General features: G+C 68.0%; 15 protein-coding genes. 4 read left to right on the forward strand and 11 right to left on the reverse strand.

Going from position 1 to position 14,246, the window contains the following annotated elements; translation table 11 throughout:
* Positions 1–17 precede the first annotated feature (17 nt).
* From HWX25_RS03040 to HWX25_RS03065, 6 genes are all read right to left on the reverse strand, one after another.
* Positions 18–371: a metal ABC transporter ATPase gene (locus HWX25_RS03040; protein ID WP_175907005.1), complete on the reverse strand. Its 354-nt coding sequence runs from the start codon at positions 369–371 to the stop codon at positions 18–20.
* 170 nt (positions 372–541) lie between these two features.
* Positions 542–781, reverse strand: a complete 240-nt coding sequence (locus tag HWX25_RS03045) for a hypothetical protein (RefSeq protein WP_059819047.1) — start codon at positions 779–781, stop codon at positions 542–544.
* Between the two features lie 16 nt (positions 782–797).
* Complete coding sequence (locus tag HWX25_RS03050) at positions 798–1,088, reverse strand: DUF1488 domain-containing protein (RefSeq protein ID WP_059525369.1); 291 nt, start codon at positions 1,086–1,088, stop codon at positions 798–800.
* A 115-nt stretch (positions 1,089–1,203) separates the two neighbouring features.
* Positions 1,204–1,602 (reverse strand): DUF488 family protein, encoded by a 399-nt coding sequence (locus HWX25_RS03055; RefSeq protein ID WP_175907006.1) that lies wholly within the window; start codon positions 1,600–1,602, stop codon positions 1,204–1,206.
* Positions 1,603–1,732: 130 nt separating this feature from the next.
* The gene (locus HWX25_RS03060) at positions 1,733–2,935 is read right to left on the reverse strand and encodes an amino acid aminotransferase (protein WP_059819044.1); all 1,203 of its coding nucleotides are present in this window, start codon (positions 2,933–2,935) and stop codon (positions 1,733–1,735) included.
* 43 nt (positions 2,936–2,978) lie between these two features.
* Entirely contained in the window at positions 2,979–4,364 is a 1,386-nt protein-coding gene (locus tag HWX25_RS03065) for an amino acid permease (protein ID WP_059525363.1), read from the reverse strand.
* A 320-nt stretch (positions 4,365–4,684) separates the two neighbouring features.
* Here HWX25_RS03065 and HWX25_RS03070 point away from each other — a divergent pair, with 320 nt between their 5' ends.
* A complete protein-coding gene (locus tag HWX25_RS03070; protein ID WP_006479071.1) occupies positions 4,685–5,158 on the forward strand; it encodes an Lrp/AsnC family transcriptional regulator in 474 nt (157 codons plus the stop codon).
* 48 nt (positions 5,159–5,206) lie between these two features.
* On the opposite strand, the gene HWX25_RS03075 is transcribed toward HWX25_RS03070, so the two are convergent.
* On the reverse strand, positions 5,207–6,064 hold the full coding sequence (locus HWX25_RS03075; RefSeq protein WP_175907007.1) for an EamA family transporter: 858 nt from the start codon (positions 6,062–6,064) through the stop codon (positions 5,207–5,209).
* Positions 6,065–6,465: 401 nt separating this feature from the next.
* Here HWX25_RS03075 and HWX25_RS03080 point away from each other — a divergent pair, with 401 nt between their 5' ends.
* Positions 6,466–8,139 (forward strand): alkaline phosphatase family protein, encoded by a 1,674-nt coding sequence (locus HWX25_RS03080; RefSeq protein ID WP_175907008.1) that lies wholly within the window; start codon positions 6,466–6,468, stop codon positions 8,137–8,139.
* Between the two features lie 101 nt (positions 8,140–8,240).
* Entirely contained in the window at positions 8,241–9,659 is a 1,419-nt protein-coding gene (locus tag HWX25_RS03085) for a cytochrome c peroxidase (RefSeq protein WP_175907009.1), read from the forward strand.
* Positions 9,660–9,683: 24 nt separating this feature from the next.
* Here the strand turns inward: HWX25_RS03085 and HWX25_RS03090 are convergent, their stop codons facing one another.
* The 4 genes from HWX25_RS03090 to HWX25_RS03105 all read right to left on the reverse strand — a co-directional run bounded on the left by HWX25_RS03090 (position 9,684) and on the right by HWX25_RS03105 (position 13,938).
* Positions 9,684–10,415: a class I SAM-dependent methyltransferase gene (locus HWX25_RS03090; protein WP_175907010.1), complete on the reverse strand. Its 732-nt coding sequence runs from the start codon at positions 10,413–10,415 to the stop codon at positions 9,684–9,686.
* A 233-nt stretch (positions 10,416–10,648) separates the two neighbouring features.
* Positions 10,649–11,983: a chloride channel protein gene (locus tag HWX25_RS03095; RefSeq protein ID WP_175907011.1), complete on the reverse strand. Its 1,335-nt coding sequence runs from the start codon at positions 11,981–11,983 to the stop codon at positions 10,649–10,651.
* Positions 11,984–12,158: 175 nt separating this feature from the next.
* Entirely contained in the window at positions 12,159–13,400 is a 1,242-nt protein-coding gene (gene codA, locus HWX25_RS03100) for a cytosine deaminase (protein ID WP_175907013.1), read from the reverse strand.
* Between the two features lie 73 nt (positions 13,401–13,473).
* Positions 13,474–13,938 carry a VOC family protein gene (locus HWX25_RS03105; protein WP_175907015.1) on the reverse strand — a complete coding sequence of 155 codons (465 nt, stop codon included), beginning with the start codon at positions 13,936–13,938 and terminating at the stop codon, positions 13,474–13,476.
* A gap of 21 nt (positions 13,939–13,959) precedes the next feature.
* Between HWX25_RS03105 and HWX25_RS03110 the strand changes: the two genes are divergently transcribed.
* Complete coding sequence (locus tag HWX25_RS03110; RefSeq protein WP_175907017.1) at positions 13,960–14,130, forward strand: hypothetical protein; 171 nt, start codon at positions 13,960–13,962, stop codon at positions 14,128–14,130.
* The last annotated feature ends 116 nt before the right edge of the window (positions 14,131–14,246 follow it).

Here is a 14,246-nt window from a genome sequence, read left to right on the forward strand (position 1 = left end):
GCACGGCGCGTCGCGCGTCATTGCGCGGTGGCGCCTGGCGTAGCCGCGTGCAGCGCGACCGCTTCGGATTCGCCCGTCTGCCATGCGGACAGTGCCTGCTCGGCCCGCGTGAACACGCGGCCAAGCACGTCGACCAGGTCGTCGCCGGTGCTGCACGGCAGCGATACCGGCGAGCGGCCGCGCATGGTCAGCTCGAGCCGCACGTCGTAGGCCAGGCCGCCGTCCATGCGCGGGCGCGATTCGATCACCAGACGGCAATCCTCCAGCCGTGCGCGGAATCGCTCCAGCCGCACCAACTGCACCCCCGCTTCTGCTTCCAGCGCGGCGGAACCCGCGAATCCGACGCAGACGATCTGCATGCCCACGCCCATGGCGCTCCTCCTGACGGGGTCGCCGCTCGTCGGCGGCGTTGCCTGTTCCTGTGTCTCCGTGCCTCGGTGTCCTGCGCGCGGCACGATCCTGCTTCACGCAGCGCGATGACGGCCGCGGCGATTACTGCCCTGGCAGCGTTGCATTCGCGCCGCCATCGGCACGATGCGGTTCATACGTTGAATGTCTGCGACGCCTTCATTTCGATCCATGTCATCCCGGCCCGCAACCCTTCGATCGCCGCCTCGTGCTCGGTCGGGTACGCATGACTGTGCTCGAACGTGTGGTGAAAGCGCGCCGGCCCGCTGCCGTGCTCGACCGTCACGCGGCACCGGAATTCGCCGGATTCGCACTGCCGCGTCTCGATCTCGACCGACCAGTCGCGCTCATGAATCGTGCCTTGCAGTGTCATGCATCCTCCTGCGGAATCAGTCATCCATCCGGAAGTGACCGCTGTGCAGCAACACCGGCCGGCCGCCGATTTCGTCGAGCATCCGTCGTGCCATCGCCTCGATCGCCGACCGGTGCGCTTCGAACGCATGCAGCAAATCCCGTTCGAGCAGCGACGGCGCGCCGAAATGGTCTTCCAGCGCTTCAGCCGTGATCGCGCACTGCACGCAGCGGCCGTCGACCAGCGCCGAAAACGCCACGACCAGATCGCGTGCGCAATATTCGGGCGGTTCCGGTGGAAAGGCTATCTGCATCTGTCCGCCTGTCATCGTCGGGACGATTCATGACGTGAGCATAACGGCCCACGCCGCCGCACGCTTGACCCACGTCAACCGGCTCGCTGCGCCGCACGAGGCGGCTCACCGTCGTGCCGCCCGACGGGATTCAGCCCGCATCCGTGTCGAGCGCCGCACCGCGCTCCGCGAGCAGTTCGCGCAGCACGCTGCGATGGCAGCGGCGCTCGTCCTCGCAGTAGCAGCCGATCGAAAACGCGCTCGTCGCCGACAGCGCGGCGAGCAGGTCCAGCACCTTCGGCGCGTCGCCATGCGCCATCTCCGCGCGGAAGTGGCGCGTGAACGCACGCCATTCTGCGTCGGTTTCGGCGGCCTGCGCCTGCGCGACCAGCTCAGGGCTCGGCGACAGCGTCGGCAACCACACATCATAGTAGTCGCGCGATGCGAATTCCGCCTTCGGTACGCCGCGCGGCGGTCGCCGCACCGTACCGATCCTCAGGCCCTCGCCGGCCGCGCGCGGCGTGCCGAGCCGTACGATTCGAATAGCCATGCCGCTCCTTCACCATGCGTTCGATCCGCCATCGTACCGCCGCACCGCGGCCGCGCAAGAAAAAACCGGCTGTCTCCGCGAGGGAAACAGCCGGTTTCGGCGATGCGATCGTGCGCCCGCGGGCGCGCCGTCAGACGCCGCTCTTCAGCACCTTGCCGATCGCATCCGCGACGATGCCGACGTTCGAATCGTTCAGCCCCGCGACGCACATGCGCCCCGAGCGCAGGATGTACACGCCGTGCACTTCGCGCAGCGCTTCGACCTGCGATTCGGTCAGGCCCGTGTACGTGAACATCCCGCGCTGTTTCACGTAACGCGTCAGTGCTTCGCCGCTGACGTGGTCGCGCAGGCCGTCGTGGATCGACTGGCGCATCCGCGCGATGCGGCGGCACATCGCGGCGAGCTCTTCTTCCCACTGCTTGCGCAACGCGGGCGTGTTGAGCACGGTCGCCACGACCTTCGCGCCGTAGGTTTGCGGATTGCTGTAGTTCGAGCGCACCGCGCCGGCCAGCTGGCCCAGCACGCGCTCGGCCGCGGCCGCATCTTCGCAGACGACGCTCAGGCCGCCGACGCGCTCGCCGTACAGCGAGAAGTTCTTCGAGAACGAGTTCGCGACGAGCGTCGGCACACCGCGGCGCGCCAGTTCGCGCACCGCGAACGCGTCCGCGTCGAGGCCCGCGCCGAAGCCCTGGTACGCCATGTCGACGAACGGCAGCAGCCCGCGCGCCTCGATCACGTCGATCAGCTTCTCCCACTGGCCTTCGTCGAGATCGACACCGGTCGGGTTATGGCAGCACGCGTGCAGCAGCACGATGCTGCGTGCCGGCAGCGCGTCGATCGCCGCGAGCATCGCGTCAAACTTCAGGCCGCCCGTCGCTTCGTCGTAGTACGGGTACGTGTTCACCGTGAAGCCCGCGCGCTCGAAGATGAAGCGGTGGTTTTCCCAGCTCGGATCGCTGAGCCACACCTGCGCGTCCGGGAAGTAGCGCTTCAGGAAATCGGCGCCCACCTTCAGCGCGCCCGAGCCGCCGAGCGTCTGCACGGTCGCGATCCGGCCGGCCGCACGCGCCGGGTGATCGGCGCCGAACACGAGCGCCTGCACGGCGTCGCGATACGCGGCAAGGCCGACCATCGGCAGATAGGGCTTCGGGCCGAGGTCGCGCTGCAGCGCGGTTTCGGCTTCGCGCACGGCACCCATCACGGGAATCCGGCCTTCGGCATCGAAATAGATGCCGATGCTCAGGTTGACCTTCTGATCGCGCGGATCTTTCTGGAAGTTCTCGTTGAGCGTCAGGATCGGATCGCCCGGGTACGCGTCGATGTGTTCGAACATGGCTATGTCGGTCTCGTTTGGAAGAATGGTCGTGATGCCCGTGTCAGCCGGCGGACGCGCCGTCGCGGATCGCGTAGCCCGCATTCTTCTGCCGGAAGCGATACCCGATCGCGAGCACCGCGAGCCATACGGGAATCAGGTACACCGACAGGCGGAGATCCGGCGTCAGGTACATCACGACGAGAATGCCGGCCATGAACGCCAGGCACAGGTAATTCGTGAAAGGATAGCCCAGACTGCGGAAGGAAGTCTGCTCTCCGGCGATGCGCTTGGCCTGGCGGAACTTCAGGTGGATCAGCGTGATCATCGCCCAGTTGATGATCAGCGCCGACACGACGAGGCCCATCAGCACCTCGAACGCCTTGCCCGGCATGAAGTAGTTGACCAGCACGCACGCGCCGGTCGCGAGCGCCGACGCGCCGAGCGCGGCGAGCGGAATGCCGCGCTTGTTCACCGAGCACAGCACCTTGGGCGCGTTGCCCTGCTTCGCGAGGCCGAACAGCATCCGGCTGTTGCTGTACACGCCGCTGTTGTAGACCGACAGCGCGGCCGTCAGCACGACCACGTTCAGCACGTTGGCGACCACGTTGCTGCTCAGCGCGTGGAAGATCAGCACGAACGGGCTGCCGCCGGTGACGACCTTTTCCCACGGATACAGCGACAGCAGCACCGCCAGCGCACCGATGTAGAAAATCAGGATGCGGTAGATCACCTGGTTGGTCGCGCGCGGAATGCTGTGCTTCGGATCGTCGGCCTCGGCCGCGGTGATGCCGATCAGCTCCAGCCCGCCGAACGAGAACATGATCGCCGCCATCGACATCACGAGCCCCGACACGCCGTTCGGGAAGAAGCCGCCGTGCTGCCACAGGTTCGCGATGCTGGCTTCCGGCCCCGCATGGCCGCTCGCGAGCAGCCAGCCGCCGAAGCCGATCATCCCGACGATCGCGGCGACCTTGATGATCGAGAACCAGAATTCGGTCTCGCCGTACGATTTGACGCTCGCCAGGTTCAGGAGGTTGATCGCGACGAAGAACACCAGCGCCGACACCCAGGTCGGCACGCCGGGCCACCAGTACTGCACGTAGATCCCGACGGCCGACAGCTCGGCCATGCTGACGAGGATGTACAGCACCCAGTAGTTCCAGCCGGACAGGAAACCGGTGAAGTGGCCGACGTACTTGTCGGCGAAGTAGCTGAACGAGCCGGCGACCGGCTCGTCGACGACCATCTCGCCGAGCTGGCGCATGATGAAGAACGCGACGACGCCGGCCACCGCGTAGCCGAGCAGCACGGACGGGCCGGCCATCTTGATCGTCTGCGCGATGCCGAGGAACAGCCCCGTGCCGAGCGCGCCGCCGAGCGCGATCAGCTGGATGTGCCGGTTCTTCAACCCCCGCTTCAGGCCGTCCTTCTCGTTTCCAGAAACCATGTCTTCTCCATTCTGCCCGCCTCCGCCGGAAGCGGTGCGGCGCGCCTCGGTGTGCCGGGCGCTGTTTTGCTGTGCCGGCGGCCGTTCGTGGAGCCGCCGGGTTGGGGGACTGCAATCTTCGCGCGGCAACACCCGCTTCCTGTCGGCAGGCCCGCCAGACCGGCCGCCGACCGTCGCCCTCGCCAGCATTGCTGCGGGCGCACACGAAAATCCGGCGTCAGTTTAGCGTCGCGACGGCGAAATCGGGTTGCGTAACCCGCTCATGCAAACCCTACATTATGAGATAAGATTGCATCCGGGAGACAGATGAGGAAACAAAAATGCCTGAACCGGTTCTCGATCGCATCGATCGCCACTTGCTGTCGGTGCTGCAGGAGAACGGCCGCGCGTCGAACCTCGACCTGGCGAAGGCCGTCGGCCTGTCGCCCGCGCAGACGCTGCGACGCCACCGGCGGCTGGAGGAAATTGGCGCGATCCGCCGTTACGAAACCCGTCTGTGCCCCGACACGCTCGGGTTCGGCGTCACCGCGTTCGTGCACGTGACGATGGAGCGCGGGCATATCCGCGACCTGTCGAAGTTCCAGAAGCTCGTGTCGGATCTCGCGCAGATCCAGGAATGTTTCTCGGTGACGGGCGATATCGACTACGTGCTGAAGGTCGTCGCGCATGACCTGAAGGGGCTGTCCACGTTCCTGCTCGAAACGCTGATGCGGATTCCCGGCGTGAGCGGCGTGCATTCCAGCGTGTGCCTCGACGAGATCAAGTGCACGAGCGCGATGCCGGTGGAAAGCTGACACGACTCCGCACAATCGGCCGGGCGGTGCGACCTTCGGCTGCCGCGCTCAACGCGCCGCCTCGAACGCGCTGATCAGCAGCGCGCCGCCCGCGATCACCATGCATCCCGCCGCGCGACGCGGCGTCAGCCGCTCGCCGAGATACACGCGGGCGATCAACGCCGCGAACACCACGCTCGTTTCGCGCAGCGCCGACACCGGGCCCATCGGCGCGCGATCCATCGCCCAGATCACGATCGCGTACGCAAGCGCCGCGAAGACACCGCCGCATGCGGCCTTCGCCGTTTCGCCGACATCCTGCGCGAGCCGCAGCGGCCCCGTGCGCAGCCGGTAGTAAGCGGCCATCAGCGACCCGGTCAGCACGAACATCCACGCCGTATAGCCGACCGTGCTGCCGCTTTCCCGCACGCCGATCCCGTCGACCACGCTGTACGCGGCGATCGATACGCCGGTGGCGAACGCGGTCGGCAACACCTGCGTCATCCGGTGCCGCGCGCCGCGGCCCCGCTCCAGCCCGATCGCCATGATGCCCGCGCAGATCAGCACGAGCCCGCATTGCGCGCCCGCGTTCAGGCGCTCGCCCGCGAACGCCGCCGCGCCGAGCGTGACGAGCAGCGGCGCGGTGCCGCGCGCGACCGGATACGCGACGGTCAGGTCGCCGTGCTCGTAAGCGCGCACTAGCAGCAGCGTATAGACGACGTGGATCACCGCCGACGCGACGACGCAAACCCAGCTCGCGGGCGTGATCGGCGCGGCGGCCGGCAGGAACAGCAGCGCGAACAGCCCGATCGCGATCTGCAGCACCGTGGCCGAGCGCAGCCGGTCGCCGCTGCTGCGCACGAGCGCATTCCACGCCGCATGCAGGAAGGCGGCGCACAGGACGGCAAATAGAACGGGGATCGGCACGCTGAACACTCGCTGACGGGCGGCAACGCGAAATCGTCACCGCGAGCCAACCATCGTATGAATGCGTCACCCGATTGTCAAAAAGGAACGCGGCCCGGCATCCCGGACGAACCGGCCCGCCGTGCGCCATCGCCCGCCCCGCGCGACATCCGCGGCCATGGCCGTGCCGATCGCCGAATGTGTCGCCCGGGTTGCATCCGCTCCGTCCCTTTCCGCTTTCTTTCGCGCCGCGTCGCGCCGTAATGAAATCGATACCGCGGCGCAACCGTCGCGAAACCGCTCCGCCCCCATATCTTCATACCGGACTGTTTCAATGCCGGTGCTCTATCGCGAGCTTCGCGCCGAACCGACACGGCAACGGGGCCGCGCTCCACCATCGAAAACCTACCTGGAGTTTCCCGATGTTCCGTCAAGCCTTGCTCGTCACCGCGTGCGCCGGCGCGGCGCTTGCGCTGTTCGCCTGCGGCGGCAGCGACGACCCCTCGTCGACGCCCGCCGTGTCGTCGCAGGATGCGCTGCAGACCGCCACGCCGATCAAGCACGTCGTCGTGATCTACGGCGAGAACGTGTCGTTCGACCACTACTTCGGCACCTACCCGAACGCGTCGAACCCGTCCGGCGAACCGGCGTTCACCGCGAAGCCCGGCACGCCGACGATCAACGGGCTGACGGGCACGCTGCTCACCGCGAACCCGAACTTCACGAACACGGCCAACGGCACCGACGCCGCGAACCCGTTCCGCCTGGACCGCACGCAAGCCGCGACCGCCGACCAGAACCACGCGTACACGGCCGAGCAGCAGGCCGAGGACAACGGCCTCGCCGACCTGTTCCCGAAATACACGGGCAAGGGCTCGTCCGGCGGCGCCGGCGCGTTCGGCACGAAGGGCCAGGTGATGGGCTATTTCGACGGCAACACCGTGACCGCGCTGTGGAATTACGCGCAGCGCTTCGCGATGAGCGACAACGCGTATACGACGGTCTACGGCCCGTCGACGCCGGGCGCGCTGAACGTCGTGTCGGGCCAGACCAACGGGATGCAGATCGTCAAGACGTCGAAGCAGCCGTCGACGCTCGCCGCCACGTCGTACTACATCAACGACGGCCAGGGCGGCTTCACGATGATCAACGACGTCGACCCCGGCTACGACGTGTGCTCGAGCACGACCGACCAGGCGATGATGAGCGGCAAGAACATCGGCGACCTGCTGAACGCGGCGAAGATCACGTGGGGCGGCTTCATGGGCGGCTTCAACCTGTCGACGACCAACAGCAACGGCACGACCGGCTGTAGCCGCAGCACCGTCGCCACCGCCGTGAACGCCGCGACGGCCGACTACATCCCGCACCACAACTGGTTCCAGTACTACGCGTCGACCGCCAACCCGCAGCACACGCGGCCGAGCGCGGTCGCGGCGATCGGTTCGAGCTTCGAAGCCGACGGCAAGACGGCCGAACCGGCGAACCATCAGTACGACAGCGACGACTTCTTCGCGGCCGTGAAGGCCGGCAACTTCCCGTCGGTCAGCTTCCTGAAGGCGCCGGCCGCGCAGGACGCGCACGCGGGCTATTCGGATCCGCTCGACGAGCAGGCGTTCGTGACGAAGGTCGTCAACTTCCTGCAGCAGCAGCCGGACTGGCAGAACACGGCCGTGATCGTCACCTATGACGACTCGGACGGCTGGTACGACCACGCATACACGGCGCCGACGCATTCGTCGTCCGACGCGGTCGACCAGTTGAACGGCAACGGCGTGTGCGGCTCGGGCGGCACCACCGGCGTGAACGGCGGCACGGTGAACGGCCGATGCGGTCCGGGTGTGCGCATCCCGCTCGTCGTGATCTCGCCGTATGCGAAGCAGAACTACGTCGACCACACGATGATCGACCAGGCGTCCGTCGTGCGCTTCATCGAGGACAACTGGCTCGGCGGCCAGCGCATCGGCGGCGGTTCGTTCGATGCGACGGCAGGCGACCTGCGCGGGCTGTTCGACTTCTCGTCGAAGCCGAATACGGCGCCGCTGTATCTCGATCCGACGCAAGGCACCGTGCTGAGCGCGGCGCCGTCGATCTGACCGGCATCGCGTAACCGGCAGCAGCTGGCCGGCGCATCGTGCGCCGGCCGTTTCCGTTTGACGCGCCGCTTTCACGCGGCGCCCGACTTTCGACCGACAGCATGACAGCTCGTCCCGCGTTCCCGTCTCCCGACGCATCCGGCGCCGCCGCGCCGCGTTCTCCTGCCCGCGCGGTGCGCCGCGCGGCGTTCGCGCTCGGCGCGGCCGTACTCGGCTACGGCGCATTCGCGATCGCGTTTCCGGCCCGCACGCCGGCGGCGATCGGCGACGTCGTCGCCGACTGGACGGGCGCGAATCCGCATCCGGTCGTGCTGCAGCGCCCGGCCGCGCAGCCGCTGTCGGCCGTCGCGCAGCTCGGGCGTGCGCTGTTCGCCGATCCGTCGCTGTCGGCATCCGGCAAGCAGTCGTGCGCGTCGTGCCACAGCCCCGACCATGCGTACGGGCCGCCGAACGGGCTCGACGTGCAGCCGGGCGGCCTCGCGATGACGCAGCAGGGCTACCGCCCGCCGCCGTCGCTGATGTATCTGTATCGTCAGCCGAACTTCAGCATCGGCCCCGATGCGGGCGAAAACGACGCCGCGCCGAGCGTCGCGCAGCAGGCGGCATCGGCGGCCGGGGTCGTCAAGGCGCAAAAGGTGGCCGGCGCGTCGGCCGCGCCGCAGCTCGTGCCGCAGGGCGGGATGTTCTGGGACGGCCGCGCCGATACGCTGCAGCAGCAGGCGTTCGGGCCACTGCTGAACCCGGTCGAGATGGCGAATGCGGGCATCGACGACGTCGCGCGCAAGCTCGCGCAGTCGTCGCATCGCGCGCAGTTCGAGCAACTGTTCGGCGCGCGCGTGTTCTCCAGCCCGCAGCTTCTGGTGTCGGAGGCGATGTTCGCGATCGCGCGCTATCAGGTCGAGGATCCGTCGTTCCATCCGTACGACAGCAAATACGACCGCTGGCTCGAAGGCCGTGCGCGCTTGACGCAGGCCGAATTGCGCGGGCTGCGGCTCTTCAACGATCCGGACAAGGCGAATTGCGCGGGCTGCCACTTGTCGAAGCCCGGCAAGGACGGCTTGCCGCCGATGTTTACCGACTACCAGTACGAGGCACTTGGTGCGCCGCGCAACATGGCGCTCGAGCAGAACCGCAACCCGGCGTTCCACGATCTCGGCGTGTGCGGGCCGTTCCGCGAGGATCTCAAGGACCAGACGCAGTACTGCGCGATGTTCCTCACGCCGACGCTGCGCAACGCGGCGACGCGCCACGTGTTCTTCCACAACGGCGTGTTCCACACGCTCGACCAGGTGATGGCGTTCTACAACGAGCGCAGCATCTCGCCGCAGAAGTTCTATTCGCGCGGCGCGGACGGCAAGGTCGACGAATATGACGACATTCCGCCGAAGTACCGCGCGAACGTCGACGTGACCGATGCGCCGTTCGACCGCAAACCCGGTGACAAGCCCGCGATGACCGCGCAGGACATCAAGGATATCGAAGCGTTTCTCGGCACGCTGACCGACGCGCCGGCACGCTGAGCATCGGCGGTCCGCCGCGCGTCGTCAGCGGCGCGCGCGGATGCAGAGGAACGCCGGAGCCAGCGACAGCTCCGCATGGAGCCGCTCCGACACGGCCTTCATCGCCGGCAGCGGCGTCGGTTCGACGAATCGCTCGAGCCGCCAGCCGGCGTCGGGGAGCGCGTTCAGGATGTCGGCAAGCGGCCGGCGCCATGCTTCGACGTAGGGCTTCGGTTCGCCGAAACCCGACCAGTAAAAGCCGAAACGGCTCGTATCGAAGTACGTGCCGTCCCCGCGCGTACGCTCGTCCATCCAGTCGCGCATCGGATGCGCCATCGAGAACACCAGCGGCGCGTCTGGCCGCGCGACACGCCTGAATTCGCGCAACGTCGGCGCGAGATCGCGCACGTAGTCGAGTGCGAGCGAACACAGGATCGCGTCGAACGCGTGGTCGGGCAGCCAGTCGAGCGGCGCCGCGAGATCGCCCTCGGCGACGTCGACCGCGAGCCCCGCGCAGCGCGCGCTCGCGAGCGCGACCATCTCGGGCGTGATGTCGAACGCATGAACGGTCGCACCGTGGCGCGCGAGATGCTCGCTGCAGATGCCAGGCCCGCAGCCGGCGTCGAGGACCGTCAGGCCGTCGACGTCGCCGAGCAGCGCCATCGTCGCCGGGCGCTCGTAGAGTGCGTTGTGCGCCTTGGTCGGCGCGATGTCCGCGTAGCGTTGCGCGAAGCTCGCATACACGCGGCGTGCGGATGGTTCGTTCGGATCGGTCATGCGGCATCCGTCGGCGGGAATCGGAGGCTCGATTCTGCACGATCGGCGTGCTGCTGGCGACGTTCGAGGTGCCGATCATTCATGACAGGCTGCGAGCTAACCGCACCTTGGCACACCGGTGGCGAATTGGACACGCTGCGGCTCGTGCAGCGGCCGCGGCCGAGACCGGCGCCAGGCGCTTGCGCGGAAGCCGGGAAACGGGAAACGGCAAGGATTGCGACGGCGCGCGCTGGCTACCGTGTCGCCGTCGCCGGCGTGCCGACGGTTGCGGCGGCATCCATCCGCCGCTCCGCCAGTTGCTGCGCGAACCGATACGCAACGAGCGAGCCGGCCACGGCCAGCAGCATCGGCACCAGGCTGTCGTGATTCACACGCGTGAACTCGAGCAGCAGCACGACGGCCGTGATCGGCATCTGCATCGACGCGGCAAGGAACGCGGTCGCGCCGATCAGCGCGCATCCGCCGATCGACGCGCCCGGCCACACGAGACTCCACATCCCGCCGAGCACGACGCCCAGCAGCGCGCCGTTCGCGAGCCCCGGCGTCAGGAGCCCGCCCTCCGCCCCCGCGCGCAGGCTGCCCGCCTCGATCAGCACCTTCAGCACGAGCAGCGTCGCCGCGACGCCGATCGTCAGCGTGCCGTCGAAGCCCAGTGAAGCCGGCCCCTTGCCATTGCCGAGCAGCTCCGGAAACCGCATCGCGAGCACGCCGATGACCGCGAAGTTGACCAGCGCGAGCACGGGGAGCAGGCGACCCTTCGGCGCATCCGCCCGCGCGCGAGTCGTGAGCCGCACGAAGCCGTAGGCGGCAAAACCGAACAGCGGCCCGCAGACGATCGACCACGCGACCAGCGGCGCGCTCAGCGCGAACGCAGGCACCGTGTACTGATGTTCGTTGCCGAGCCCGATCCATGCGACGGCCGCCGCGATCGCCGACGTGACGACGGCCACCACCAGCGCCCGCAGTTCGAACGTGCCGAGCAGCACTTCGAGCACGAACACGGCGCCGCCGAGCGGCACGTTGTAGACGGCCGCGAGGCCGGCGCCCGCGCCGCACGCGACCATCAGCCGGCAATCGGCGGGCGTGAGCCCCGCGCGGTGCGCGAGCCGCCCGGCCAGCAGCGAGCCGATCTCGCGCGGCGCGACTTCGCGGCCGAGCGGCGAACCGAGCGCGACGGTGACGATCTGGAGCAGCGCGTGCACCGTCGTGCTGACGAACGGCATCCGCGGATCGGCGGCGCGAACGGCCCGGCGGATGCTGACGAGCGGTTGGCCGAACCGGTAAAGCGCCCACCAGCCGCCGCCCGCGACGAGCCCGCAGACGACGAGCACCGCGAGCCGGCGCAGCGGCTCGGCGCCGGTCACGCCCGCGAGGAAGCTCTCGGTCCCGACGACGTGCGCCAGGCTGTAGCCGTAGGCCACATGCTGGATCGCGTGCAGCAGCAACGCGAGCAGCATCCCGCCGACGCCTGCGCCGACGCCGGTCAGGACCGTGACGGCAGCCATCCGCGCGAACGGGCTGGCCGACGGCGAAGAAGAAGCGGGAGCGGACGGGAGATCGAGGCGCATGAGGTCGGCGAACGAGAATCGACAAGACGGCGCGCACCATGCACGCCGCCGTCAGGACCGCATCGTAGGCTTCGGCCTCTCATGAGACAAACGTATTTTTCTGATCAACTCATGCATTTTTCGAATGCACGAGCGGCGGCGACCCATGGCGGTGCGCGCCGCCGCCCCGATCGCACTACTGCGGATACGTGATGCGCTCCGGCTCCCGCCGCATGATCACCTTCCCGTGGCGCACCGACAGCGTGGCCTTCGCCTGCCGGCGCACGGCTTCGTAGTCGCTGTCCGCGTCGAGTACGACCAGATTCGCCGGCCGTCCGACCGCGATCCCGTAGCCGTCGCCGAGATGCATCGTCGTCGCGCTGTGATCGGTCACGAAGTCGAGGCAGCGCTGCAGGTCCTGGTAGCCCATCATGTGGCAGATGTGCAGCCCGGCGTCGAGCACGCGCAGGATGTTGCCGTTGCCGAGCGGATACCACGGATCCTTGATCGAATCCTGTCCGAAACACACGTTCAGGCCCGCGCGGTCGAGTTCCGCGACGCGCGTGACGCCGCGCCGCTTCGGAAACGTGTCGAAGCGCCCCTGCAAATGGATGCTCTCGGTCGGGCACGACACGAAGTTCAGGCCCGCTCGCTTCAGCAGCCGGAACAGCTTCGAGCAATACGCGTTGTCGTACGAACCCATCGCGGTCGTGTGGCTCGCCGTCACGCGCGCGCCCATCCCGCGCACGCGCGCTTCTTCCGCGAGCACTTCCAGAAAGCGCGACTGCGGATCGTCGGTCTCGTCGCAGTGCACGTCGACGAGGCAGCCGGTGCGCTCGGCCAGTTCCATCAGGAAGCGGATCGAGCTGACGCCCTGCTCGCGCGTGTTCTCGAAATGCGGAATGCCGCCGACGACGTCCGCGCCAAGCTCGATCGCCTGTTCCATCAGCGCGCGGCCGCCGTCGAACGACTCGATGCCTTCCTGCGGAAACGCGACGATCTGCAGGTCGATCAGCCCGCGCGCCTCGTCCTTCACTTCGAGCATCGCCTTCAGCGCGGCCAGCGTCGGATCGGTGACGTCGACATGGGTGCGCACGTGCTGGATGCCGTGATCGCGCAGCATGCCGATCGCCGCATGCGCGCGCGTCTTCGTGTCCGCATGCGTGATCGTCGCCTTGCGCTCGGACCAGCGCTCGATTCCCTCGAACAGCGTGCCGCTCATGTTCCAGGCCGGCTCGCCGGCCGTGAGCACCGCGTCGAGATGGATGTGCGGTTCGACGAGCGGAGCAATCGCGAGCCGGCCGCCCGCATCGACATCGCCGGCGCCGACGGCGGCCACCGGCGCGGCTTGCGCGTCGATCCGCGCGATTCTGTCGCCGTCGATGCCGATCGTGAACAGCCCGTCGCGACCGCGCAGGCGTGCATTGAAGAGATTCATGTGGGTCCAGGCGTCATGCGGCGCCAGCGCGCCGCGTGGTGGGGAAAACCGGCTCCGGCGATGCGTGCCGCGCTTAGTTGAAATCCTTGATCGTCAGGCCGGTGGCCGCGCTCATCTCGTCGTTCGTCACGTCGCGCACGTGCTTGCCGAACGTCCACACATGCCGGCCGGGATCGCGCGCGCGATACATGCGATCGCCGTAGAACTGGTCGGCCGGCGCCTGCAGGATCTCCGCGCCGGCCGCACGTGCGCGCTCGCAGTGCGCGTCGATGTCCGCGTCGTCGGGAAGGTGCACGTGGACGTGCTGCGTGTTGCGATCGCCGATGTCTTCCGGCGACGCGATGAAGTCGGCCCATGTGCCGCCGATCATGACGAGGCCGTCGCCGAATTTCATTTCGGCATGCGCGATGTCGCCTTCCGGCGTGGTGACGACGATCGAGCGCTCGAAGCCGAATGCCCGTTCGAGCCATGCCAGCGCGGCTTTCGGGTTGCGGTAGCACAGCGCGGAACTGAACGACGGACGGCGAGGCGTGGTCATCGGATGTCTCCGGATCTCGGCATGGGTCTGCTCATTCTCCACGCGCGCGGCGCGGCAATCAACTCCCGCACCGGTGACGCCCGTGTTGTCAATGCGCGACACGGCGAACGCCGCTGGCCTGCATCTCGCGTCGCGCCGTCGACGAAAACTCACGCCATCCGGCCTCCGCATCGATTTGTGAACGCCATGTGACGCACTCTTGCGCAACTCGCAACGGTGCACTCGCGCGCCGGCGGCCGCAATCGCGCGACCCCGCCCCTACACTTGCGCCGAACTTTGGTCACTCGTCCCACACGCAGGAGCAGTTA

The sequence above is a fragment of the Burkholderia sp. BCC1640 genome (assembly GCF_902833125.1).
In the GTDB taxonomy this organism is placed as follows: domain Bacteria; phylum Pseudomonadota; class Gammaproteobacteria; order Burkholderiales; family Burkholderiaceae; genus Burkholderia; species Burkholderia diffusa.

Coding starts and splice junctions, on each gene's coding strand:
- HWX25_RS03080 (WP_175907008.1), top strand. CDS start 6,466: ATGTTCCGTCAAGCCTTGCTCGTCACCGCGTGCGCCGGCGCGGCGCTT.
- HWX25_RS03040 (WP_175907005.1), bottom strand. CDS start 371: ATGGGCGTGGGCATGCAGATCGTCTGCGTCGGATTCGCGGGTTCCGCC.
- HWX25_RS03070 (WP_006479071.1), top strand. CDS start 4,685: ATGCCTGAACCGGTTCTCGATCGCATCGATCGCCACTTGCTGTCGGTG.
- HWX25_RS03060 (WP_059819044.1), bottom strand. CDS start 2,935: ATGTTCGAACACATCGACGCGTACCCGGGCGATCCGATCCTGACGCTC.
- HWX25_RS03050 (WP_059525369.1), bottom strand. CDS start 1,088: ATGACAGGCGGACAGATGCAGATAGCCTTTCCACCGGAACCGCCCGAA.
- HWX25_RS03085 (WP_175907009.1), top strand. CDS start 8,241: ATGACAGCTCGTCCCGCGTTCCCGTCTCCCGACGCATCCGGCGCCGCC.
- HWX25_RS03090 (WP_175907010.1), bottom strand. CDS start 10,415: ATGACCGATCCGAACGAACCATCCGCACGCCGCGTGTATGCGAGCTTC.
- HWX25_RS03105 (WP_175907015.1), bottom strand. CDS start 13,938: ATGACCACGCCTCGCCGTCCGTCGTTCAGTTCCGCGCTGTGCTACCGC.
- HWX25_RS03110 (WP_175907017.1), top strand. CDS start 13,960: ATGGGTCTGCTCATTCTCCACGCGCGCGGCGCGGCAATCAACTCCCGC.
- HWX25_RS03065 (WP_059525363.1), bottom strand. CDS start 4,364: ATGGTTTCTGGAAACGAGAAGGACGGCCTGAAGCGGGGGTTGAAGAAC.
- HWX25_RS03045 (WP_059819047.1), bottom strand. CDS start 781: ATGACACTGCAAGGCACGATTCATGAGCGCGACTGGTCGGTCGAGATC.
- HWX25_RS03055 (WP_175907006.1), bottom strand. CDS start 1,602: ATGGCTATTCGAATCGTACGGCTCGGCACGCCGCGCGCGGCCGGCGAG.
- codA (WP_175907013.1), bottom strand. CDS start 13,400: ATGAATCTCTTCAATGCACGCCTGCGCGGTCGCGACGGGCTGTTCACG.
- HWX25_RS03095 (WP_175907011.1), bottom strand. CDS start 11,983: ATGCGCCTCGATCTCCCGTCCGCTCCCGCTTCTTCTTCGCCGTCGGCC.